Genomic DNA, 23643 nt, shown 5'->3' with positions numbered 1-23643 from the left:
TTCGATTTAGTGATTAGGCCGAAGAGAGCCGAAAGACGAGATTTCCTTTGAAAAAGACCGCCTGACGTTTGGGCCTTCTGGCTACGGCTTCTGCTGAACAGCTTGCATCCACAAAAACCATACTTGCTTCATCCCCGATTCGCGGCCACACCTGCTCTCCATCACGGTTCAGCGGTGTAATTCCTCCGGTAATAACCCCCAGGGTTTGTCCCAATGCACGTTCATCTGCGAGATTAAAACGCTCCGCCAAAATCCCCGCCTTTTCGAGCATGTCACCTTTTCCAAACGGAGACCAGTGATCCATAATACTGTCATCCCCAAGCGACACCTTCACTCCCCTGTCATGTAACAGCGGAATAGGAATCGTCCGGCCAAGCGGAACGGAAGATGCAATGGATATGCCGAGACTGGCCAGCCGATCAGCGGTAGTTGCGGCTTTTTCGGGTGAAATATCCGCAAGTGCAAGCGCATGACTCAAGGTGACTCGCCCCTGCCAGCCAGCTTCTTCCACCAAATCAGCCAACCGCTGGAACGTGAATATGCCTAAATGCCCGCCATCATGAAGATGCAGATCAATATCGCTATCTGCTTCCACCGCGAGCTCCATGATGGTCTGAAGGGATCTCTCCATATCACCATCGACCGTAGCCGGATCGACTCCTCCAACTAGCGAAGCACCGTTTTTTAACGCTTCCCTCATGAGTGAAACAGATTGGCTTCGCAATAATCCATGCTGCGGGAAGGCGACAATTTCAATCGATGCTCTCCCTTGATAGTCTTCTACCGCCTGCAGCGTTGCCTCCAAATTTTTGAGTCCAACGACGGGGTCAATATTGCAGTGGCTGCGGATACGCGTTGTACCAGCTTCGATTAGCAGCTCGATCAGCTTGCCCGCCCGTTCTCTTGCCACCGGCAACAGCCGGGGAAGCAGCTCTTTCTCTTCTTCAAATCTTGTAAAAATACCGTTTGTCGGAATGGTTGGGGCCTTCCATGGCCCTCCATAATAGGTTTTGTCCAAATGGATATGCATGTCCCGAAAAGACGGAAGCATCAGCTTGGCGTTCATATTCCACTTGGGCAGCGAATCCTCAAGGATTGTGGCAGCTGATATTATTTCTGAAAATTTTCCGTTTTCGACTCTGACATGAAAGATCCCGGTTTCTGTTCCGGACACGACTCCGTTCTCATACTGATAGCCGGTTTCCAACTGGACATGGGTTAACCAGTAATGGTTGTCCTGCATAAATCATCCTGTCTCCTTTCGATTTCGGGCGCCTTAAATGTAAGCCTTTTGAAACTCTGTATAAGGTATGCTAACATGGGTATGTCTATATGAAAAATATTAAAAATATTCCTTTCGATAATCTTTTTCATATACTAGGAGGAACACGAACTCATGGATATCCGGCAACTTCGTTATTTTATTGCTATTGCGGAAGAACGGAAAATCTCCGCCGCAGCTCAAAGACTTCATATGTCCCAACCCCCGTTAAGCCAGCAGCTCAAAGCGATGGAAGTGGAACTGGGAACTCTTTTACTCGAGAGAACCGGGAAGCTTCTGGAATTAACCGAATCGGGAAAAGCGTTATACCATTATGCTTTACAAATGACGCAGCTGATGGATGAAGCAATATCCGAGGTAAAAGAGGTAGGCCATGGCGTGAAAGGAAGCCTGAATATAGGGATCAATACCCTCTCTTCTGTAGAGCTGCCAGGACTGCTCCATCAGTTTAAGACGCGGTATCCCCAGGTTACATATAAGATCCAGCAGAACGAATCCTCCCGGCTGTGTGAATTGGTGAAAAACCGTGTGCTGGAGCTGGCAATCATTCGATTACCCTTGGCGCTGGACGATTTTTCAGTCATCCCTTTGCAGGCCGAGCCCTTTTATTTCATAACTTCGCAGCCGGCATCTGGATTTGACGAGGAAGTGACTCTTGCTGATCTGAAGGAATATCCGCTAATGATCCCAAGTACTGAGGGCTTAGGGGTGCACTATACCATTCTGATGGCCTTTTCGGCGCAGCATCTCAAACCGAGCATCATCGCCGAGTGCTCCGACATCCCCTTATTACTACAATTGGTATCATCCGGTTTTGGCGCAGCCATCGTGCCAGAAACGGTGGTTGCTCAGCTTCCTGAGAACGGTATCCATGCTTTTAAAATAAAGGATGCCCATCTTTCAGCTGCGACAGGGTTGATCTGGCTGAAAGGTCATCATTTATCCGCAGCCGCGCAGCATTTCCTGGAACTGATTCAGCAGACATGAGCACTCCTGTGACGATAATGCAAAAAGCCAAGCGTAACCCGATCAAGACCGGGTTACGCTTGGCTATGTTCAAATCGTTCAAATGTTATTTTTTACTGGAATTCCATTGATCGTAAGCCCCTTGGTACAACTCAACGATTCGGTCGCCACCCATCTTTTTGATTTGTGCAATGTAATTGTCCCAATTAGACAAAGGCTCTTGACCCGTTACGAACTTTGCTTCCATCTGCTGAACGTAAGTATCCAGGTCGGAAAACAATGCGGATGCTTCGGTTTGTTCTTCGTTCGTTAAATAAACGTTAGGGAATGGTGCTTTGCCGATTGGTGTAAGCTTTTCCGCGTTCTCCTTGTCAATCCAATCAGCAAAGCTTTCACGAAGTCCTTTCGAAACCTCAGGATCGCTGACGCCTGGCGTCAAGATACCGTAGTTCGGTGTGATCGTCCCGCGATAGTCCTCCCGGTCACCGCCGCCAGGAACCGGCAGCCATTCCTTCACGTGGTTTGCCTTGTCTTTATATTTCCACAGCAAGCCTTCAGGTCCTTGGTTGAACAGTGTTGCACCATCATAGCTGTACAGGTAATCAATCCAGCGCATCGTTGCTTCCGGAGAAGGGTTTTTGCTCGTAATGGCGAAGGTTCCGTTGGCAGACATTCCTGGATGCTTACCGTAAACCGGAGTGCCCGGAATATCGCTTGCCACCGGCGTCATGAGCGGATTATCCGTGCTAGGCTCGCCACCGAGGGTGAAGTAAGGGAAATAGTCACTGAACAACGCGATCCTGTTGTCATTCCCTTTGGCTTTCTTCTGCTCAGGCGTTTGCGAGAAGGTTTCGTGATCCAGCAGATCCTCCTTCCAGAGACGGTTCATAAAGGTCAAATATCCCTTATATCCTTCCTCTTGCGGCGAGTAGTGAACCTTGCCGTCCTTGTCAGCATAAATCTTCTCGTCGTACATTCCCCAGAAGCCGAAGAAGTACATGCGCAGATCATCCAGCTTCACGGAAGTCAGAGGAATCTCGTCTTTTTTACCGTTCCCGTTCGGATCTTCGTCTTTAACACGTTTCAAGAATGTGTACAGCTCTTCCGTCGTCTTAGGCAGCTCGGTAATATTAAGCGCTTTCAGAATCTTGCCGTTGTACCACATCGGACCGCGGTACCAGACAGCTCCGGTATCGATGAACGGGAGCGCATACATATGGCCGTCAGGCGTCGTAAACGACTTGCGCACATCTGGATGCTCATCAAGGATTTTCTTCAGGTTGGGCGCATACCCCTCATCAATATATTTTTCGAGTGGAATCAGCACACCTTGGGTCCCGTATGTAACTTGTTCCGCTGGCTTCAAGTCGGCCGCATAGAACATATCGGGCAAATCGCCGCTGGCGAATACCAGGTTTTTCTTCGTTGCAAAGCTGTCGATCGGCGCAAGCTGCGGCTCCAGATGAATGCCCGATAGTTTCTCCATCTCTTGCAATACAGGCATTTTGTTCCAATCGGCTTTACCCGCATCCTGCGACATGACCTTGAGCGTTAGCGGCTTATCCACGATCGGAAAACCTTCTTTTTTAACCCCTGCTACTGAAGCCGAAGCCGAATCTGTGCCTTTGGATCCTTCAGCATCTTCTTTGGACGAACCGCAGGCCGCTAATAAGCTTGCTGACAACGTGAGGCAAAGTAAAATGGATGATGCCTTTCGAATCTTTTTCATGATAACAACTCCCTCTTTAAGTTAAGTTATTGATCTATGGCAAGATCAGCCCTTTACAGAACCAATCATGACACCTTGCACAAAATAACGCTGAAAGAACGGATAAATGACAATGATCGGGATGGTTGCGACAATAATGACGGCATATCTGACGAGGGCGGCGATTTCCGCCTTGTTGTTCATCGCTTCAGCCGTAGCAGCGCTCATTGCTCCTCCACCCTGTGCGGACATTTCCTGAAGAACCAAAATCTGGCGCAGTACCAGCTGCAGCGGATATTTATCGGCATCATTCAGATAAATAAGCGCCGAGAAGTAGCCGTTCCAGTGGCCGACCCCGTAAAACAAAGCCATAACCGCGATAATCGGCATCGACAGAGGCAAAATGATTTTGATGAACAGCCGCATATTGGTACAGCCGTCGATTTGAGCCGCTTCCTGCAGCTCCGACGGAATGGAGCTTTGAAAGAAGGTCCGGGATACGATAATATTCCAGATCGATGCGGCTGACGGAATGACAATCGCCCACATCGTGTTGATCATGCCAAGCTTCTTAATGAGCAAATACGTCGGTACAAGCCCACCGCCAAAGAACATAGTCACCATGAACATGCCAGTAAAAAAGGTGCGTCCTACAAAATCCCTGCGGCTCAGGGCATACGCTGCCGGCAGTGTCACGACCAGATTAATGGCCGTTCCTACCACGGTATACACAATCGTATTACCATAACCGGTCCAAATACTCGTGGTTTGAAACACTCTTTTGTAACCGTCAAAGGTAATCCCTTTGGGCCACAGCCACATCTCCCCGGAACCGACGTACTTCGGATCGCTGATGGATGCGCTGACAATATACACCAAGGGGTAGAACACAATAAGAAAAGCCAGAAATACGTAAATGTAATTGCAGATCAGAAATACCTTATCCCCTCTGGTTTCCTTAACACCCGATAACATATAGCCCACTCCCTTCTACCACAAACTGTTTTCGCTTGTACGGCGGACGATTTGATTCACGACAATCAGCAAAGCGGCGTTGATCACGGAGTTAAACAAGCCGATCGCTGTCGAAAAGCTGTATTGGGCATCCACAAGCCCTGAGCGGTATACGAACGTTGAAATGACATCTGACGATTCCATGTTAAGCGGGTTCTGGAGCAGTAGAATCTTTTCGAATCCGACGCCGAGCAAGCTTCCCATATTCAGAATGAGCAGAATGGTCATCGTCGGAACGATCGTTGGTATGTTGATATGACGGATACGTTGAAAACGCGAGGCACCGTCAATGATCGCAGCTTCGTGAAGCCCGGGGTCTACACCCGATAACGCCGCCAGGTAAATAATCGTGCCCCAGCCTGCGCTCTGCCATACCCCCGAAAATACATACATTGTCTTAAACCACCTTGGATCGGTCAGGAATGCAGGTGCATTAAATCCGAGCCCCTCAATGAGGTGAACGATCATCCCTGTCGATGGGGAAAGGAAGGTTATGATCATCCCGGCCATGACAACGACGGAAATAAAATGAGGCGCGTAAGTGACCGTCTGAGCCAGCTTCTTAAAGAAACCGTTTCTGACCTCATTGAAGGCGAGTGCCAAAATAATCGGAATCGGAAATCCAACGGCCAGTTCATATAAGCTGATACTCAACGTGTTCCAGATTAAATCCCAGAAATAGTAGGAATCAAAAAAGCGCTGAAAATGGTCAAATCCAACCCACGGGCTCCCCGTAACTCCTTTCGTTGGAATAAAGTTTTTAAAGGCGATTTGTATGCCGTACATCGGCCCGTATGAGAAGATCAGAAAATAGAAAAACGCAGGCGCAATAAAGATATACAACTCCCAGTTTCGAATGACTTTTTTCCATATACCTTTACGATTCTTCCCCAGAGTCAACCTCGGACTGCCTATTACGGCAGCTTTTGCATCCTCCACATGATTCACCCCTTCTTCATAGGGACATTCCCTTAACTGATAAATTTGAGAGTCAATGGCCTTTGGCAACGCTTACACAAACAAAATATCCTAATCAGGAAAATAACGTAAATATGCCATTTTTGGCATGAGCTTGAATGTGCGCTGTGACTGGGCCGGAATGAATATCAGACCAAATTGTCAGGCTGTAAATATGTCATTTTTGCTTAAATTTGCGGCCTTTCCAAGGACAATAACAAAAATCACATTCTTTTTTACAGGCCCTTTACACTGGATTTCATCCCCACATCAAAAATGCCATGTATGCGATTTCATTCCTGACGGAATTCTTACACAAAAAAAGCACACCTTGCGGCATGCCGGTCTTGAAATATTTTTCACGTGTGCATTTTCCATCAAATTCCTTGACTTCCGAAAACCACAAACTTAAACTGAAGTCGTCATACAACATCCGCACATGAGGTTTACAATGATTACAATAAAAGATATTGCACGCGTCGCAGGCGTGTCCCACACTACGGTGTCCAGGGCGCTGAACGGGAATCCGCTCATCAAAAAGGAAACCCGTGACCGAATTGAAAAAATTGCGGCAGAAATGAACTACATACCTAATTACAGCGCCAAAAGTCTGGTCATGAAAAAGTCGTATACGATCGGATTGTTTTTCTCCAGTATTGACCAAGGTACGACTGCAAGTTTTCTCGTCGATGCGATTAAAGGGATCCATCATGTCCTCGATGAAAACTACAGCCTTACGGTTCACGGGATTGACAGCATCCAGCACTTCGATGCCATCATGCCACAGCGCTTTGACGGGATTCTGGTCATGAGCCAAAGCGATGAGGATAACGCTTTCATCTATCACGTCAAGAAAATGTGCATTCCGCTTGTGGTATTGAACCGTCAGCTGGAGGATACCGGCATTATGAATGTCGTGGCGAACGATCGGATAGGCGTGATGGAAGCCATCGATTACGCCGCTTCGCAAGGACACAGCCGATTTGCGATCATTGAGGGCAGAGCTGGGTTCAAATCGTCGATAGAACGTAAGCAGGGCTTTATAGACAGCCTGATTGCACATCGTTTGCCGCTGATTCCGGAATATTTTGCAGCCGGTGATTACGCTGTGGAGAGCGGCTATACGGCCATGTGTTCACTGCTCGCTCTTCCGGAGCCCCCTTCCATCGTGTTCTGCGCGAACGACGATATGGCGATCGGCGCCATGAATGCCTGTTATGCACAAGGAATCACCATTCCAGAGCAGCTGTCGCTGATCGGTTTTGATGATATTGTATTCGCACGGTATACTAATCCCGCTCTCACAACCATTCACAGACCCGTCGCCGATATCAGCAAGCTGGGCACCACCAAGCTAATTGAACTGATGAAAGACCCGGATACTCCACCTCAGCAATTGTTTGTCAATACCACTTTAATGGTACGTCAAAGTGTAGCTGCCGTGTGATCCCTTCGGGCAAAAAAGAGGCCTCCTCTTTTTTACATCGAAATGTTAACGTGTGCATTTTTGCTTGACTTTATAAAAAGGAGCGATGTATATGTTCTTAAACAATGATTTTTTATTATCAACCGAAACCGCACGCACGCTTTTCCATCAACATGCCAAAGACATGCCCATTATCGATTATCACTGCCATCTAGATCCCAAAGAAATATATGAAAACAAAAATTTCCGCAATCTAACCGAGGCCTGGCTCTCGGGGGATCATTACAAGTGGCGCCTGATGCGCGCCAACGGCATTCCCGAGTCCCATATTACGGGCGATGCTTCCGATTATGACAAGTTCCTCGCATGGGCCGTGACCGTCCCTAAGACGATAGGCAATCCGCTGTATAGCTGGACGCACCTGGAGCTGCGCCGGTTCTTCGGCATTGAGGAGCTGTTAAATGAAGAGTCGGCGCCGCGGATTTGGGAGGAAGTGAATGCGAAGCTCGCCACTCCTGCGTTTCAACGTCGCAATATCATCAAGAATGCCAATGTCAAAGTCGTGTGCACGACCGATGATCCTGCAGATTCGCTGGAATATCATCGGCTTCTAAGAGCTGAGGAGCATGATTTTCAGGTGCTGCCTGCATTCCGCCCGGACAAGGCGCTGAATATCGATGCTCCTGGCTTCACTGAATGGCTTAAGCGTCTGGAACAGGCTGCAGGCAAACAGGTTCCTTCCTACGCCGCTCTGGTAGATGCTTTGAAGGATCGAGTGGATTTTTTCCATCAGGAAGGCTGTATACTTTCCGACCATGCACTGGATACCTTACGCTACCAAGCGGGTGATTCCGCTGCCGTGGAGAAGATTTTTGCGAAAAGGCTGGCGGGCGAACTCTTGTCCCAAGAAGAAATTACGATCTACCGGACGGAGCTCCTGTCAGCGCTGATCGGCTTCTATGCTGAAAAGAACTGGACCATGCAGCTGCATATCCATGCTTACCGCAATAACAATACGCTGAAGTTCAAGCAGCTTGGACCGGATACGGGCTACGACGCTCTAAACGATCTGCCGCTGACCGAAGCGTTGTCTAAGCTGCTCGACCGCGCCGAAAGTTCGCAGGGGCTGCCGAAGACCATTCTCTATTCATTGAATCCCAATGATTATCCTTCCCTGCTGGCACTCATGGGCTGCTACCAAAAAGACACGCCAGGCAAAATCCAGCTGGGATCGGGCTGGTGGTTCAACGATACTCGAAACGGCATGCGCCAGCAGTTATCTCTGTATGCTGATAACAGCCTGCTCGCTCATTTCGTCGGCATGCTGACGGATTCCCGCAGCTTCCTGTCGTACACCCGCCATGAGTACTTCCGCAGGGTGCTGTGCGAGCTGATCGGCGAATGGGTGCAGCGCGGTGAAGCTCCTGAGGACATGACGCTCCTTGGATCCATGGTGGAGGATATCGCTTATCATAACGCCGCGAAGTATTTTGGCTTTCAGTCGATTTAGGTAAAACAACAAAACGCCCTTTTTGAGATGGAGGCATAGCGTCTGCCATTTTCTCAAAAGGGCGTTTGATTTCATATTCACAGTGATGAAAATAATCCGTTACATGATAACCATATACACTTTTCCATCCACGAAGGCAACGACATCGTAATTGGCATATCCCCAGGTTTCGATGGTTTTGCCGCCCCCTGTTGTAATATCCTTGGCAATCGGATTTCCCCATGCGAGCTGTACCTGCTCCTTCGTCATGCCAAGCGTAACATTCCCCGCTTTGATCTGTTTCCAGACTGAGGAAGACCATTTGTATTTCTGATAAGGGTCATAATTCAATAACGAAGACCGGTCCGCAAACAGCTGCATGACTTCTGATGAGTTCATCGGGTAGGTTTTTAATGTTTGGCCTGATCCTGATTTGAATACGATCGAAAATTCCCCATTGTCGACAGGCAGCACATCGGTTACCGTCACTTTGGAGAAGCGTTCCCAGCCTTCAAAATCATTCACCCAGTAGGTACGGCCAATAAATTTGGCCAAGCTGCCCTGCATCGCTTTTTTGATTAATCCCGCGGTTTCGGAGGACACAACGGTCATCTTGGCATCCCCAAAGGAAATATCCGCTTGCTTCCAATCGGCATCCCAGCTAATCTTGGCGCCTAGAACATCGGACAATAATGAAGCCGGGATCATCAGTTCACCTTTTTCCGTGATGGGTGCTGCTTTGAGTCGGATTGGATTGCCATTCAGAGTCGCCTGAACATCACCGGCTTTAAAAAAGATCGTCGTCTCGCCGAATTTTGCATTTATGCCGCCATTTCCTTCTGTTAATGTACCTCCGAGTGCCTGAATCACCGTTTTCGCCGAGACGAATACTCTGCCATCTACCTGCTTGGCATATTTCAAATTATTGCGGAGGCTCGACGATACCGTCACGGATTTGGATATTCCGCTTGAAGTCACGGTGACCTGCGTTTTACCTACCCCCGTTACGGTTAACGTACCATTTTGCTGCTGCTTTATCAGATATGGCTTTTCCACATCCACTTTGGCGTTAGCGGTCGGAACCTTTATCTTTGCTCCGTTAGAATAAGTTTCCTGGATGTCTACCTTCAAGCTGTCCCCGACAAAAGGCTTGGTATCGGATATCGAAACAGACAAATTCGTCACGACAGGCACTTCAACCGGCTTAATCTCATCGTCTTTGTACAGGACCCAGCTACCGTCGCTCTTCTGTGCGTATATTACTTCCGACATATCAGAGGAACCATTATCAACGGCAGTTTTAACGATTCCGCTTAGACCTGGCACCTGATATTTAAGTTTCCAGCGGTCCTGATATTCTCCGGTCGTCCACACCGTCCCGTCCTTCAGCGTCACGATGAGAGTTCTCGAAGGATCGTACACGATATGAACCGCATCCTGCGTGATCGTCACCGGAATAATGCGGCCGTTATCATCAAAGTTGTAAGTTTCGTAAACAACGACCTTACCGCTGTCATATAGCAAAGCCACCCTACTTTCAGTTACCGCCATGGATTTGACCGAGGAAGCCTGCTCTACCGTACCCAGCTTCTTGAACCCGTCCGGTTTGGTGTCATCCTCAAAAAGCAAATCCCCATTCGAAGCAAGCGCTGCAAAATCCATTCTGCCATAGCCAATAAGCAGAATATTGCTAAGTTTTTTCAGCTGCTTTTTACCCATCCAAACTGTTCCGTCTGTCTTCAGCACGTAGCCTCCCGACACCTGCTTGACTCCTGTTACGCCGTCAACAACCTCCGGAGCATTCATACTCCATGAAATCAAGCGGCCGTCCCGGGTTACACCATTACCTTGGTATAGATCCCCGCTGATTGAAGCAATCGTTCCAGGTGTATGGATGATTCGATTCCCATTGTACATGGTCCACATCGACCCGTCGCTCATCAAATAGGTATTCTTTCCTGCAATGTCTTGAATCTGGAGTTTGCCTTCCTCTGCAAAAGCTGTACCGGTTGTCCAATGCGTTGAAACAAGTCCGCACAGGATGCCAATGAGGAGGGTAAAAAATAATGACTTTTTCAACTTCATGACCTCTCTCTTTCTTTTAATCAAGGAATATTTTACAAGCAATCTGGTAGATTTCGACAAAATACGTCCACTTCCTTCTATTCCCAAATCAAAAATTAAAAAAAGGTAGCTTCCGACCAAGTCGGAAACCACCTCTCTAAGATATCAGAAAGTATTAAATTCAAAGAGATCGCATCCTTACATCGTAAGAAAAACAACCTCTAAATGCGGCCCTACTCAAACCAACTGCTGCTCCACGCGAAAAATATGCTGGTCGATCATAAAATTCAGCAGGACGCGGTTGAATTCGTGGGGCTGGCATAAATGACTCGGGTATATCGCGTCTTCAATGACGACCTTCTGAGCATAAACGAACATCTCTGCAGCCCTGTTCATTTGTTTCACGAACCATTCACTCTGCCTGCCGGCCACGCATAATATGGGCATTCGCAGCCTGGAGGAGTTAGAGTCCATATCAATTTTTAATAAAGCCATCCGCTGCTTGATCGATTCCGTCGGCCGCTTGTGAAACAATTCATCCCTCAGAATGCTGTACGCGGGTACCCAGCGGTTATAGGTAACGCGAAGCGACCTGAGGAAGAATCCTGCGGGAAGGTAGTAGGAAAGCCAGCTGCATGCCTCGAAAATTTTCCAAAGACTGCTTTTTGTCCCGTAAGGGCCGAAAAAATAGCTGTCTACCAATACCAGCGCATTTACTTTGTCCGGGCAGTAAGCCGCAAATTTTTGCACGAGCAGACTGCCGCTGGAACAGCCGACAAGCGTGACTTTGGACAGATTCAGCTTTTCCAGCAGTTCATTCAAATCTTTACACTGCGTATCTATAATATCTTCGACTTCGACGTTTAATTTTCCGGAATTGCCGTAGCCTCTTAAATCCAGCACAATCACTTGGGCCCTCTTGCTGAAATATTCGATCTGCGGCTCGAACATATGGTGGGTTGAAAGATGTCCATGAATGAAAACAATCGGCGCGCCGCTGCCATGTGTCTCATAATATAATGTGGTTCCGTTCACTTGTATGTTGGGCAACTTTCTTCTCCTCTCTACCTGATAAAACGCAAAAAAGAAGCATCGAAAAGAGGACCTCTCTTCAATGCTTCTTTGGGCAAGGCAAAAAAAGCCTCGTTCAAAACCGCATATATCCAGGTTGCCTCTCTTTATACGCTTGCGAGGTTAGCTGACGGATTCGGACTTAAGAGTAGCCCTACTCAAGTGACATGAGATTCACCCCATGTGACGATTCAAGATCATCACGGCTGGTTCCCCCGCTTTCCGCGATTGGCGGAAATTCAGCGATATAGACAAATGATAGAATTGACGCATACAATGACCTGAATATACTCCTGAGTCTTAAAACTGTAAAGCATGGGGAAACCACAATTCGGTGCTTTTTCGATACCCTTCATGGATTACCCATCATTAATCCATCTTTACCATTCAAATTCTTCGCTTATCTCCGTTTTACTTGCGTTTAAAGTTTTACCCCGGATATCGCTTCATGCAGCGCCTCGATGTAGGCCAGCGCCAGCTTGGACAAGGCGGCATTTTGATGACAAATCCAGCCGACATTAATGGTTTCTTGAATATCCAGAGGGACAGGGATAATCTCATTGCCATTTAAATCCGCGCTCAGCACCCCCGTTGAAATCGTATAACCGTTCAGTCCAATCAACAGATTGAAGAGCGTCGCCCGGTCATTCACGCGGATGCTTTTCGGATGTGACAGGGTACTTAGGATCTCCTCGGAAAAATGAAAAGAATTAAACTCCCCTTGCTCAAAGGACAGATAAGGATAGTCCTGAAGCTGGTCAATCGTAACGACAGACTGCTTGGCAAGGGGGTTATGTATGCTAATGAAAATATGCGGTTTCGCGGTAAACAGGCTCGTAAACTTCAAATTCGCATCCTTCAGAAGCCTGTTGATCACCTTGCTGTTGAACTCGTTCAAATACAAGATGCCGATTTCGCTGCGCTGGTTTTTTACATCCTGAATAATTTCATGGGTTTTGGTCTCGCGCAGAGCGAGCTCATACTCATCGTGGCCATACTCCCGGACCAGATTCACAAAAGCATTGACGGCGAAAGCGTAATGCTGGGTCGATACTGAAAAATGCTGCGGCGAAGGCTTGGCGTTCAAATAACGGCTTTCCAATAGTTCCGCCTGTTCGATCACTTGCCGGGCATAACCCAGAAATTCCGCCCCTTCCTTGGACAGGGATATACCTTTATTCGTGCGCTCAAAAATCGTAATCTGTATTTCTTCCTCCAGATCCTTGATTGCATTGGAAAGGCTGGGCTGGGATATAAACAACCGTTTGGCCGCTTCATTCATAGATCCCCGGTTGGCGACCTCGATGACGTATTTCAGCTGCTGTAGTGTCACGATTCCTGATCCTCTCTATTCTTTCATGCTGTTTTTATTCTAAGCTATCAGATTGTACAAAAATAATCTATCACCCCCCGGGATCATTAAGCCAGATCGACATATTTGTCAGGCTTAATTCCTTCATACCGGGTAAAGGCGCGTTTGAAAGAGTAAAGATTGTGATAGCCCACCTGGCGGGCAATATCATCCATACCGCATTTTTTCTCCCTTAGCAGTTCCTTGGCCATTTCCATGCGCAGCCGGCATACATAATCGTAAAAGTTAATGCCTGACACTTCCTTAAATATTTTAGAAACGCTCGACATAGACATCTTGAACAATTCAGCCAGCTGTTTTAACGATATATCCGCGCTTGTATAGTTTTCATTCACGTATACCAGCAATTGTCCGCCAATGGCAACCGCCGATGACGTGTTGGAATAACGGCTCCGTTCACAGATGAGCGTCCCCACTTCAAAGACGTAGCTCCACATTTCTTCTGTACTTCCCGCTCCTGATCTGGCTTCGAATTGCTTGGCATAGAGGCTTGTATCGTGATTCAACTCATGCAGCACCCTGAGCATCGTCTCCATCAATAACGTCACCAGCTTAACACTACTGGCTTCAGGCAGCTGGCGCTTCCCGTTTTCCGCACTGATTTCATGAAGGATCTGCATTGACGTATCAAGATTACCGATCTTCAGGTTGTTGATCAGCTGAACTTCCCAATCAGTGGGGTAATAATAATCGACACCTGCGTAGCTCGATTCCTCACGCACATGGACAATCTGGAGATGCTCGCGTGCAAACAAAGTATACTGCAGGCTTTCATTCGCCGCATAATACGATTTACTGATGCCGACAAGGCCCTTTTCGACCGGTCCGCAAAAGACGTCAGGGTGAAATCCGCAGGTGCGTTCGATTTCTTCCGCAATTCCGGAGGCGATCTGTTCCAGCAAACCATCGTTTCCAAACGGGATGTCAGAAGACATGATCATCGCTTTATCCGCATTGGTCACCTCGAACAGCTCATAGTCTAGACGATAACGGCTTATTACTTTTTCGGCGATCACGATCGTCATCATTTCGATTTTCCGGATCGTCTCGAAATCGGAGAAGTCTCGTATGGCGTTTAAGCTGATCAGCATCGTGCAATAATACATCTCCTCGGTATAGCCGATTCCGAATTTTTTCAAACCGTTCATCTGCTGATCATCCGTAAAATAACCTTTGAGCAGGCGGAGAAACTGATTGGATTTGGCAGCGCTTTCATAGTCCCTCATGGATTGTTGAAGGTTCCGGTTTTCATGGAGCAAGCGGTCGAACGACTTTTCAATATAGTGATATTCAGAGCCTTTGGTTAGGCTGCTTTTATTCTCCCCGTACCTTTCGGCACCGTAAAGCTTCTTCAGCAAGGCGCCAAGAGGGCGATAGCTGACCTTGGCCAGCAGGAAAGCCGAGCATGTGCCTACCGCGATTGAAATCAGAATGGCCAGCAGTGAGGTGAATAAATTGCTGATCCCGATCAAGCTCTTTTCATCATAAGAGATCTTAAATTCTAGATCACTGGCCTGGGAATGCAAAACCAGCTTGTAGCTCCGCCCATCCTCATGCTGACCGTCTCGCAACTTTTGGGTCTGTTTGTAAATCGGTGAACCGTTGGTCGAAATTAAAATATCCTTGGGTTCTACACTGCCAAAACGGCGCATGTAGTCAGAAAAGTAAGCGCTATCAACAAAGAGTACCAGTACAGCGCGCGGATGGTTGACGACCTCCAGGCTTTGCAATACGGGGATTACCCGTTTATTGCTTCCCCACAGCTTCACGGTTGCAGGCGGCATGATTTTGAAATATTGCTGTTCGGAAAAAGAGCTTTGTATCATTCGCTTCATATCCTCGTCAAAGACGGCAATGCTTGAGAAAAATTCGTTTTCATTGTGGCTGCCCCATGAAGACAAGACCTGCTGTTTCTCCGGAAAAATAACCGTACCGAAGGAGAGAATGCCCAGCGAATTCACATCATTCTCCAGACTATTTCTGATCTCAAGCATCTTGAGTAGATCGAACTCATCATCGTACACATTCGTATTTTGCATCAGCTTCTTAACCCATGATTCGCCGCTCAGCACTTTACCTAAATTTTTGAGCTCGTTTAATTTGACATCCACAATGTCTGCGATACGTTTCGCATCCGAAGCATGCTTTTCGTGCAGCCTCTGTTTTTCTTCCTGGATGCTGCGCTGTCCGTTCAAGACGCTGAACACGATGATGGGAATAATCAGTATCGCGGTATAGGACCAAAAAATGTTGCGAAACGTGCCGCTTCTGAAGCCCCTATTGCGCACAGCCACCCCTCCCTCGGTTTGGAATCGGTACATCGTGAAGCAAAAGGAGAAAAACGGCAGGCCCCTCCGTTATTCGAATAGACCTGCCATCTTCCTGTTCAATTTTCTTTGGGATAACGTTACTTAATGCTGTTGTATCTGTCAAGCAATTGCTGGTCAATTTCGATCAGCTGATCCAGTCCGAGCTTTTTCAGATCAGCGATATACTGATCCCAGTTGTCGAGAGATTTCTGACCGAGAGCCAGCTTGGTGGCAAGTTCCGAAGAATATGTGGACAGGTTGGTCAAAATTTTGGTTTTCGTCTCCAGCTGCTTATCATCGGGGATGGCCAAATAGTTGCCGTTCATGTTGACGAAATAAGGCTTGTAATTCAAAACATTCAGTTCGTTATCCGCTTTGTATTTAGGAACTCTGGACAGCTCGAACTCCAGGTTGGCAAATTGGACGCGTGGGAACACGGTATCCCCAAACAGCTTGATCCCAGGCACCAGGCCCGATTTGGCCAATTCTTCGTCCGATCCGTTGTCGATGTACACATTCGCACCACTGCTGTCTTTCTTGTAGGTTTTGCCTTCAATCCCCCAGTATAAAAGTTCGGCGTATTTATCCGAATAGATGGTATCAAAAAACTTGATGGCCGCCTCTGGATTCTTGCAGTCTTTGGTGATGGCATACTTCTGCCATACGAGGAACGGCGGTTCCAGCTGCGCTGCCGGAGTAATACCGTCGACCGCTTTGAGCGGCATGAGCGGAAGGAATTCGCCGCCGCCATTGATGGTCGGTTCCTGATACGTTTCCAGATTGTAATCAGAGAGCGATGCAACTTGATTTTCGGTCATTTTTTGCTGTTTTTGCTCGCCTGTCGCCCCGATGAGGCTTGTATCGAGGAGTCCTTCTTTCGCCAGCTGCTGCAGGTACCGGAAGTAATCCTTGATTCCGTCCTGATACCATGGGGACACCACTTTTTTATTTTCCACGTCAACAGATGTAATCTCGGTGCCTAGCCCGAACCATTGGGCAATAGCGCCATAGAAATTGCTTGGATCATACACGAGCACTTCGTCTTTCTTTCCGTTGCCGTTGGCATCCTTATCCCGCATTGCTTTTAACGTTTGCATATACTCCTCTGCCGAGGTAGGAACCTGAAGATTCAGCTTCTCCAGCCAGTCTTTACGGAGCAGCATGGTTAAAGAAACGGGAGCTGGATCTTTTCCTTGGTATGTTTTTTTGTGAAGGTCGCTGAACCAGTACATTTTGCCGTCAGGAGACGTTGTCGACTTTCTGGCATAAGGGAATTCCGTATCGTACATTTTTTTAATGTTGCCATTGCTGTACTTTTCAATCAATGGATTGAGGTCAAGCAGGACGCCCTGCTTCGCAAGATTCAGTACCGTCGTGTTATCCAGCGCCGATATGTTGACGATGTCCGGAAGGTCAGAGCCAGACGCCATTCTGGTTTGGATGACGACTTTGTATTGCTCGCTCGGAACCATCTCGTAATCCAGCTGCAAACCGGCATCGGTGAGCAACTTATCGACTTCTTTCCATACCGGATACTTATCTCTTTCGTCAAATTTGATGTATTTATTGCTCGTCATAGGACCGAGCAGCCGGAGTTTGGCTGTCTGCTGCCCGGCCGAGTCAGAACCTCCGGCTTCTTTTTTTGGGCTGTCGCTGCTAGCGCTGCTGCTTCCATTATTGCTGCTGCTATTGCATGCGGTGACAGCCCCAAGCACGAGAACTGCCGCCATAGCCGATACGATGGATCTTTTCCACAATTTCATATGATTAGATTCCCCCTCGAATGATATCAAAATCGTTATTCTTTTAACGAACCGAGAAGTGCTCCCTTGATGAAATACTTTTGGAAGAATGGATACGTAAAGATCACGGGCAGCGTCGTAAATACGATGATCGCATATTTCAGTTGGATGTTTGACAGCATGTTCGCCACCGCATTCTTGGTATCTTCAAGCGATAGCATTTTCAGATCCACCGATTGCTGGACGACGACACGGTATAAATACATTTGCAGTGGATGAAGCTTCTCGTTGGGCAAATATACAAGCGCGTCGAACCAGCTGTTCCAGATGCCGACAATCGAATAGATGGCTATGACCGCAAGGATCGGCTTGGAAATGGGCAGGATGACTCTGAACAGCAGCTGCAAATGGGAAGCGCCGTCGATAAATGCAGACTCCTTGAGCCCTTCAGGAATGGTCGTGAAAAACGTCCGGACAAGGATGATGTTCCAGATGCTGACCATCCCGGGGATAATGACCGCAAACATCGTGTTGTACATCCCAAGCTTATTGATCAGCAGATAGGAGGGGATTAATCCGCCCCCGAAGTACATGGGGATCAGCAAGAATGTGACCACCCATTTTCGCCCCTTTAGATTGCGTACGGTAAGCGGGTAAGCCCCGAGTACAGCCGTAAGGCAGTTTAGCAGCGTACCGGCCCCCACGTAAATCAACGTATTGGAGTACGCCCACCACATTTTCGTGTCCCTGACAATCAATTCATAGGAACCGAGGAAAAAACCTTTCGGAAACCAAAAGACGTTCATGGCCGCCACTTCCGAAGGCGAGCTGATCGACATGATGATGACGAAATAAAAAGGATAAAGTGTAATCAAGCATATAACGAGCGCAATTGCATAAAGGATAATGTCGACCGCGACCGAGCCCTGCTTGATCCTGTTTGGATTTCTCCTGACCGTGGCCATCGTACTCCCCCTTACCACAAGGCATAATCTGAATATTTACGGCTTAGCGAATTTGCGATATACAGCAGCGTGAAATTGATGACCGATATAAACAGTCCAACTGCCGTTCCCATGCTAAAATTCCCGCCAAGCAGGCCGTCGCGGTACAAATAGGTGCCAATGACGTCCGCCGTTTCATACACCATCGGGTTATAAATCAATAAAATAAACTCGCTGTTCGCCGACAGCAGATTGCCGATCGCGAAGATAAGCAAAATGAAGATGGTCGGACGAATGGATGGCAGCGTAATATGGAGCATTTGCTTGAACCGGTTGGCTCCGTCCATCTTGGCAGCTTCATACAGATGCGGATCGACGGATGACATGGCTGCCAAGTACAGAATGCTGCTCCAGCCGAATGACTTCCATATGCTCGTAATGGTATAGATCGCCGGAAAATATCCCGGCTCCGTGTTTAATGCGACCGGTGTTCCGCCAAACAGCTTGACGATCGCATTCACGATGCCGTCCGTATTGATAAAGGACAGTACCATGCCCGCAACGACGACATTCGAAATAAAGTGAGGCAAATAGCTTGCCGTCTGCACATATTTTTTGAAGATGCCGCTTTTTAGCTCGTTCAGCAGAAGTGCAAACAGAATCGGTATCCAGAACCCGAACACCAGGAAATAAAAACTGAGCAAAAACGTATTGCGCATCAGTCTTCCGAAATACGGGCCATTGAAAAAATCAATGAAGTGCTGGAATCCAACCCAGTGAACGCTTTCATGAAACGAGAAAAAAGGTTTTCCCGGGTAATAATCCTGAAATGCAATAATGATTCCGTACATCGGGATATAGCTGAAAATGAAAATATGGATCAAAACAGGAAGCATGATCAAATACAGCTGCATATTTTCACGTAAGCGATAAGATGATCTCTTTCGCGGTTGAATGTTAGCTCTCATGATCTTCCCCTTTCACTTAAGCGCTCGCGGTCATTGTGGGCCCCTTTCCGCATGGATTCATCATAAAAGGCGCCTAATATTCAAGGCAAGCAACATTTTTTGATCGGCTGAGCAATATTTTCGCGCCCTTGATATTACGGCAAAAATGGCAAAAAAAAGCACCACAACCTGCCGCCGACATTCAATCAGCAGCAGCTCATGGTGCTTTTAATGAAACTCTATGATACACGTTTTTTTACTGTACTCTTGGCTTGGTCGGATCGCAATCCGGCTTCGGCACCTCGCCAAACTGTGAAAGTTTTTGCAAATAGTAGCATTCTTCCCTATACATATGATCCGGTACAAGCCGGTTCAGACGACTCAGCAGCTCCGCGCTGATATCCAGCTCTTCCACCTCCAGCAGAAATGCCATAAAAGCCGCCATCTCCAAATCTACATCCTGATGAAATTTTTTTATCGAGGGATACGTCGTCTTCAGAGTCCGTAAATACCCGACCAATTCAAGCGCTTTTAAATAAAATTCATTGAAATGCTGTTCAAATTCCTTGCTTTTGTAAATCAGCCTCCGCTCCACCCCATCGAGATCAGATGCGATGGCCGCGGAGTGAAATACGGCATCCGGCAGCCACAGCAAATCATGATGAAGCGGATGGTAGTAGGGAACCGGCTTCCCACTTCGCAGTTCAGTCAATATTCTTTCATACTCTTCGAGCTCGTTGAGCATATGGTTAATAAACGTGGGAGACATCGCGATGACGACTTTGCCTAGAAGCAGCCGATCAAGAAGACGGAGCTTGAACGCGTGCAATTTCAGTACCGCCTGATATGCTTGTTCATTCAATTCATTCAGCGCCCCGGCCTGTTGTATCGTACGCGCCTGATCCAGCAGCTGGTCGAACCATACAATGAACTGCTCAGCAGTCCGGACATCCTCAGCTTCTGTGGACGATAGAGCGTTATAAATAAATCGGGCGTGATCTCCTAGAATCTGCAGCCAAAACCGATGCTCAAACAGCGCTTCTTCCATGTAAATCCCCTCCCAAGAAAATTTCCACCAGCAGTAATATATGAACCGAAAAGGCCGATATATTCATGACTAGAGGATTTTCAAAGGGGATGATCCGCGGGTACAGCTGTTACATTAATCCGGACTTTTTAACCTCTGCATAGAAATCGTGGAACTGCGGAATGTTCAGCTGCTGCGCCGCATCGGATAATGCTGTTGCAGGATCCGGATGCACCTCTACCATCACGCCGTCCGCACCTGCTGCCAAGGCTGCTTTGGCGCATGGCGCCAGAATGTCTTTGCGTCCCGTGGAATGCGTAACGTCTACCAGTACCGGCAGATGCGTTTCCTGCTTGAGGATCGGAACGGCCGAGATATCCAGGGTGTTACGCGTTGCTTTTTCATAGGTCCGGATCCCGCGTTCGATCAGCATGACCTGTGTATTCCCCCGGGATACAATGTATTCCGCCGCATGCACGAATTCATCCAATGTAGCAGCCAGGCCGCGTTTCAAGAGAATCGGCGTTTTAACATCCCCTGCCGCCTTCAGGAGCTCAAAGTTTTGCATGTTTCTCGCACCGATCTGTATCACGTCAATGTAATCGCAAGCCAGCTCGATATGGGCCGGATCCACGATTTCGCTGATCGTTTTCAGACCGAATTCCGATGCAACTTCCTTCAAAATTTTCAGCCCTTCAATGCCCAGCCCCTGGAAATCATAAGGAGAGGTTCTCGGCTTGAACGCGCCACCGCGCATGACGGTGATGCCCGCTTCCTTCAGCGCCGCCGCAACAGTACGCACCTGTTTGTAGCTCTCAACCGAGCAAGGTCCTGCGATCATGATCGGCTTGCCGCCGCCGACCGTCACGTCGCCAAGTTGAATGATTGTATCCTCCTGTTTCTCTTTGCGGCTGACCAGCAGATGCTTCTTGTGATCCACCTGCTGTAGCGACAATGTGGCTTGAAAAATTTGCTTGAATAAATGCCGCACCGTTTCATGATCAAAAGGACCTTCGTTGCTGGCCACCAATCTCTCCAGCATCTCTTTCTCACGCACCGGATCAAATTTCGGAACGCCCTGCTTTTCTTTCTCTACTCTGAGTTCCTGCGCAATTTTGGCCCGCTCCGACAGCAGACCCAGCAGCTGGAGATTTACCTCATCCAATTTCGTACGCAGCTCTTCCAATCTTCCCTGACTCATCTCGAATCTCTCCTTCTATGGTCTATTAAGAAAAACAAAAAGACTCCCATCCGCCAAGGGACGAGGAGTCGTGGTACCACCCTTATTAGACATGCCCGTAACCTGCAGCATATCTCACTTAAGACCTTTTAACGCAAGGGTACGGGTATGCCTACGGCCAGCATGTTGCATGCAGGCTGTCAGATACCGGCTCCGGAATGAACTTCGGCGGACAGTGTTCCTCGGATGCTTTCAGTCGATCGGCATGCCGTCCCTGTTAAGACCTTTCTCCGCTTACTCTTTCCTTCATTGCTTCTTCATAATTTCGATGTAGTTATAAATTAAATGCATTGTAGTACAATCGGCAAACGAGAAGCAAGTTCTTAATTCAACGCGTTACAGCTGTATTGTATCATATTATTCATTTCGCCATGCCTTCTTTTAAATTCACGAGCGCGAGGACATTCCTTGCCGTAATGGAAGCCACTCCCAGATCGATGCACTGCTTCATCTCCGTTTCCTCATTAACGGTCCATACGTAAACTGGCAATCCTGCAACCGCAGCGGCATCCATAAGCTCCTGGCGAACAAGCTGATAATGTATGTTGATACCGAAACAGGAAGCAGCGAGTGCATCATGACAAGTCTGTGCGACTGCCTCACTGTATGTTTTCATTAGGAATAACTCATCGTCGGCATTGAGCAGTTTTCGCAGCTCGGGGTGTGTCAGTTGAACCTTTAGAGCCCGCTGCGCCCCGCATCCGGACAAAAATACTTGCTCCTGCATGCCATGCTTTTTCACCAAATCAGCTACAGGTTCAATGCACTCATCCACCTTCAGATCCAAATTGGCTGTCACGCCCGATTCCCGAACCAGAATCAGCATGTCCTCTAGCGTCACAATGGACGTTAGCTCACGGATTTTCTCGAAAGTCATTTGTGAAATCTGGCAATCACGTCCTTCAGCTGTCCGAAACTCATCATCATGAGCCAGAACTGCGACCCCATCTTGAGTCACTCGAATATCCTCTTCGATCACATCAGCACCAAGCTGAATACCGGTATCGATCGAATGCAGCGTATGATCCTGTGTGCCCATAGATCCGCTGTGGGCCGTAATAATCGGAAAATATTTTGCCATAACCAGCTCTCTCCTTAGTCAAAATAAACGGCATTCGTAAAGGCAATCAACACGTGAACCCCGCGAACGATGCCCCAAAGCTCTGCTCGCGCCCAGATCGCCTCGATGCCATTCATTTCAAATTGGCAGTAAGAATTTTCTCTTGTAATAGAGCATTCATGTATAATTCCTGTATTTCCAACCACGCGAAGAGAATAGGTCTGATCCGTTAGCTCCCAGAGACCTTGTCTAACGGAAAAATCCGCAAACAAGTTCACACTACAGCCGAACTCTAGAGCCTCTCTAGAAATAATACTGCCGATCCCGTAAGCCGAACCTCCACATACAATGTCCATCGTTAGAAGGGGACCTATCGTTACTGAAGCCCTACCTGCTGCCACCGCACGGACCGCCTTCTCCGTCGCTTGCGCATCTCCCTCTTCGAGACTGAGATAGGTTACGGATACCGGTTCATCCGTGGTACTCTGCACATGCCAGTCACGACCTGAAGTAGCTGCAATTCGATAGCCTTCGTTTAGTTTATCTGTCCATAACTGAAAAGCACGGGCATTGTCACTTTTAATTGAAGGAAATGTCCCGGACCACACCTCGATATAATCGAGATCGTTCCAGTCTTCGATCTTAAATTCCCAGAAGCAGCCGGTACAGATTGGGCTTCCCATCCGAAAAGGATGTGCCATCCCAGCTATACCGCCGCTTGCATGAACGCGTTTCAGTCCGGCATGAATATCGCCGGGGCCGACCGGACGCCAATCCACGAATTCCTTGACTCCGATCGTGGCCATATGCCCATAGAAGGTGGTCCATTCCATACCTGAGATGATGGTAATACCCGTTTCGTCCTGGACTGTCTCCTTGTCCATTAACCCGGTCATGGTATTATGATCAGTCAGAGCGATACAGTCGAAACCAAGTGCCTTTGCACCAGCAGCTAGCTCATGCAGCGTTTGCCGCCCATCGCTGTGAAAGGTATGCGAGTGCAGTTCGCAAGCGATCCACTTCAT

General features: G+C 48.0%; 18 protein-coding genes and 1 riboswitch. Of the genes, 3 read left to right on the top strand and 15 right to left on the bottom strand.

Annotation, left to right across the window (positions count from 1 at the left end):
- Window positions 1-13: 13 nt before the first annotated feature.
- Window positions 14-1243: an amidohydrolase family protein gene (locus MUG84_RS00735; RefSeq protein ID WP_244717749.1), complete on the bottom strand. Its 1230-nt coding sequence runs from the start codon at window positions 1241-1243 to the stop codon at window positions 14-16.
- A gap of 153 nt (window positions 1244-1396) precedes the next feature.
- On the opposite strand from MUG84_RS00735, the gene MUG84_RS00730 reads away from it, so the two are divergent.
- Window positions 1397-2269, top strand: coding sequence for a LysR family transcriptional regulator (locus tag MUG84_RS00730; protein ID WP_244717746.1), 873 nt, complete (start codon window positions 1397-1399; stop codon window positions 2267-2269).
- Window positions 2270-2354: 85 nt separating this feature from the next.
- Here the strand turns inward: MUG84_RS00730 and MUG84_RS00725 are convergent, their stop codons facing one another.
- From MUG84_RS00725 to MUG84_RS00715, 3 genes are read right to left on the bottom strand one after another with little or no spacing between them, the layout of a single operon-like run.
- Window positions 2355-3977 carry a type 2 periplasmic-binding domain-containing protein gene (locus tag MUG84_RS00725; protein WP_244717743.1) on the bottom strand — a complete coding sequence of 541 codons (1623 nt, stop codon included), beginning with the start codon at window positions 3975-3977 and terminating at the stop codon, window positions 2355-2357.
- 45 nt (window positions 3978-4022) lie between these two features.
- Window positions 4023-4931: a carbohydrate ABC transporter permease gene (locus tag MUG84_RS00720; RefSeq protein WP_244717740.1), complete on the bottom strand. Its 909-nt coding sequence runs from the start codon at window positions 4929-4931 to the stop codon at window positions 4023-4025.
- A 15-nt stretch (window positions 4932-4946) separates the two neighbouring features.
- A complete protein-coding gene (locus MUG84_RS00715; protein WP_280521145.1) occupies window positions 4947-5870 on the bottom strand; it encodes an ABC transporter permease in 924 nt (307 codons plus the stop codon).
- Between the two features lie 508 nt (window positions 5871-6378).
- On the opposite strand from MUG84_RS00715, the gene MUG84_RS00710 reads away from it, so the two are divergent.
- The gene (locus MUG84_RS00710; protein WP_244717733.1) at window positions 6379-7374 is read left to right on the top strand and encodes a LacI family DNA-binding transcriptional regulator; all 996 of its coding nucleotides are present in this window, start codon (window positions 6379-6381) and stop codon (window positions 7372-7374) included.
- A 91-nt stretch (window positions 7375-7465) separates the two neighbouring features.
- Window positions 7466-8863: a glucuronate isomerase gene (uxaC, locus tag MUG84_RS00705; protein WP_244717730.1), complete on the top strand. Its 1398-nt coding sequence runs from the start codon at window positions 7466-7468 to the stop codon at window positions 8861-8863.
- 99 nt (window positions 8864-8962) lie between these two features.
- On the opposite strand, the gene MUG84_RS00700 is transcribed toward uxaC, so the two are convergent.
- From MUG84_RS00700 to MUG84_RS00650, 11 genes are all read right to left on the bottom strand, one after another.
- Complete coding sequence (locus MUG84_RS00700; RefSeq protein WP_244717727.1) at window positions 8963-10927, bottom strand: stalk domain-containing protein; 1965 nt, start codon at window positions 10925-10927, stop codon at window positions 8963-8965.
- A 216-nt stretch (window positions 10928-11143) separates the two neighbouring features.
- Entirely contained in the window at window positions 11144-11956 is an 813-nt protein-coding gene (locus MUG84_RS00695) for an alpha/beta fold hydrolase (protein WP_244717722.1), read from the bottom strand.
- 117 nt (window positions 11957-12073) lie between these two features.
- Window positions 12074-12232: riboswitch (cyclic di-AMP (ydaO/yuaA leader) on the bottom strand.
- Window positions 12233-12398: 166 nt separating this feature from the next.
- Window positions 12399-13310 (bottom strand): LysR family transcriptional regulator, encoded by a 912-nt coding sequence (locus MUG84_RS00690; RefSeq protein ID WP_244717719.1) that lies wholly within the window; start codon window positions 13308-13310, stop codon window positions 12399-12401.
- A gap of 86 nt (window positions 13311-13396) precedes the next feature.
- Window positions 13397-15637, bottom strand: a complete 2241-nt coding sequence (locus MUG84_RS27415) for a helix-turn-helix domain-containing protein (RefSeq protein WP_244717716.1) — start codon at window positions 15635-15637, stop codon at window positions 13397-13399.
- Window positions 15638-15756: 119 nt separating this feature from the next.
- Window positions 15757-17421 (bottom strand): extracellular solute-binding protein, encoded by a 1665-nt coding sequence (locus MUG84_RS00680; RefSeq protein ID WP_244717713.1) that lies wholly within the window; start codon window positions 17419-17421, stop codon window positions 15757-15759.
- 35 nt (window positions 17422-17456) lie between these two features.
- Complete coding sequence (locus MUG84_RS00675) at window positions 17457-18365, bottom strand: carbohydrate ABC transporter permease (RefSeq protein WP_244717710.1); 909 nt, start codon at window positions 18363-18365, stop codon at window positions 17457-17459.
- 11 nt (window positions 18366-18376) lie between these two features.
- Entirely contained in the window at window positions 18377-19312 is a 936-nt protein-coding gene (locus tag MUG84_RS00670; RefSeq protein WP_244717707.1) for an ABC transporter permease, read from the bottom strand.
- 235 nt (window positions 19313-19547) lie between these two features.
- Window positions 19548-20339, bottom strand: coding sequence for a DUF2935 domain-containing protein (locus MUG84_RS00665; RefSeq protein WP_244717703.1), 792 nt, complete (start codon window positions 20337-20339; stop codon window positions 19548-19550).
- Window positions 20340-20448: 109 nt separating this feature from the next.
- Complete coding sequence (locus MUG84_RS00660) at window positions 20449-21519, bottom strand: bifunctional 3-deoxy-7-phosphoheptulonate synthase/chorismate mutase (RefSeq protein WP_244717700.1); 1071 nt, start codon at window positions 21517-21519, stop codon at window positions 20449-20451.
- A 400-nt stretch (window positions 21520-21919) separates the two neighbouring features.
- Complete coding sequence (locus tag MUG84_RS00655) at window positions 21920-22639, bottom strand: glycerophosphodiester phosphodiesterase (RefSeq protein ID WP_244717697.1); 720 nt, start codon at window positions 22637-22639, stop codon at window positions 21920-21922.
- 14 nt (window positions 22640-22653) lie between these two features.
- A complete protein-coding gene (locus tag MUG84_RS00650) occupies window positions 22654-23643 on the bottom strand; it encodes a CehA/McbA family metallohydrolase (RefSeq protein ID WP_244717694.1) in 990 nt (329 codons plus the stop codon).

Source organism: Paenibacillus mangrovi (assembly GCF_022898935.1).
GTDB classification, from domain to species: Bacteria; Bacillota; Bacilli; order Paenibacillales; family Paenibacillaceae; genus Paenibacillus_AQ; species Paenibacillus_AQ mangrovi.
Note: the sequence above shows the minus strand (reverse complement) of the source record. Positions and strands in the feature narration are given on the sequence as shown.

Coding starts and splice junctions, on each gene's coding strand:
- MUG84_RS00735 (WP_244717749.1), bottom strand. CDS start 1,243: ATGCAGGACAACCATTACTGGTTAACCCATGTCCAGTTGGAAACCGGC.
- MUG84_RS00730 (WP_244717746.1), top strand. CDS start 1,397: ATGGATATCCGGCAACTTCGTTATTTTATTGCTATTGCGGAAGAACGG.
- MUG84_RS00725 (WP_244717743.1), bottom strand. CDS start 3,977: ATGAAAAAGATTCGAAAGGCATCATCCATTTTACTTTGCCTCACGTTG.
- MUG84_RS00720 (WP_244717740.1), bottom strand. CDS start 4,931: ATGTTATCGGGTGTTAAGGAAACCAGAGGGGATAAGGTATTTCTGATC.
- MUG84_RS00710 (WP_244717733.1), top strand. CDS start 6,379: ATGATTACAATAAAAGATATTGCACGCGTCGCAGGCGTGTCCCACACT.
- uxaC (WP_244717730.1), top strand. CDS start 7,466: ATGTTCTTAAACAATGATTTTTTATTATCAACCGAAACCGCACGCACG.
- MUG84_RS00700 (WP_244717727.1), bottom strand. CDS start 10,927: ATGAAGTTGAAAAAGTCATTATTTTTTACCCTCCTCATTGGCATCCTG.
- MUG84_RS00680 (WP_244717713.1), bottom strand. CDS start 17,421: ATGAAATTGTGGAAAAGATCCATCGTATCGGCTATGGCGGCAGTTCTC.
- MUG84_RS00675 (WP_244717710.1), bottom strand. CDS start 18,365: ATGGCCACGGTCAGGAGAAATCCAAACAGGATCAAGCAGGGCTCGGTC.
- MUG84_RS00670 (WP_244717707.1), bottom strand. CDS start 19,312: ATGAGAGCTAACATTCAACCGCGAAAGAGATCATCTTATCGCTTACGT.
- MUG84_RS00665 (WP_244717703.1), bottom strand. CDS start 20,339: ATGGAAGAAGCGCTGTTTGAGCATCGGTTTTGGCTGCAGATTCTAGGA.
- MUG84_RS00660 (WP_244717700.1), bottom strand. CDS start 21,519: ATGAGTCAGGGAAGATTGGAAGAGCTGCGTACGAAATTGGATGAGGTA.
- MUG84_RS00655 (WP_244717697.1), bottom strand. CDS start 22,639: ATGGCAAAATATTTTCCGATTATTACGGCCCACAGCGGATCTATGGGC.
- MUG84_RS00650 (WP_244717694.1), bottom strand. CDS start 23,643: ATGAAGTGGATCGCTTGCGAACTGCACTCGCATACCTTTCACAGCGAT.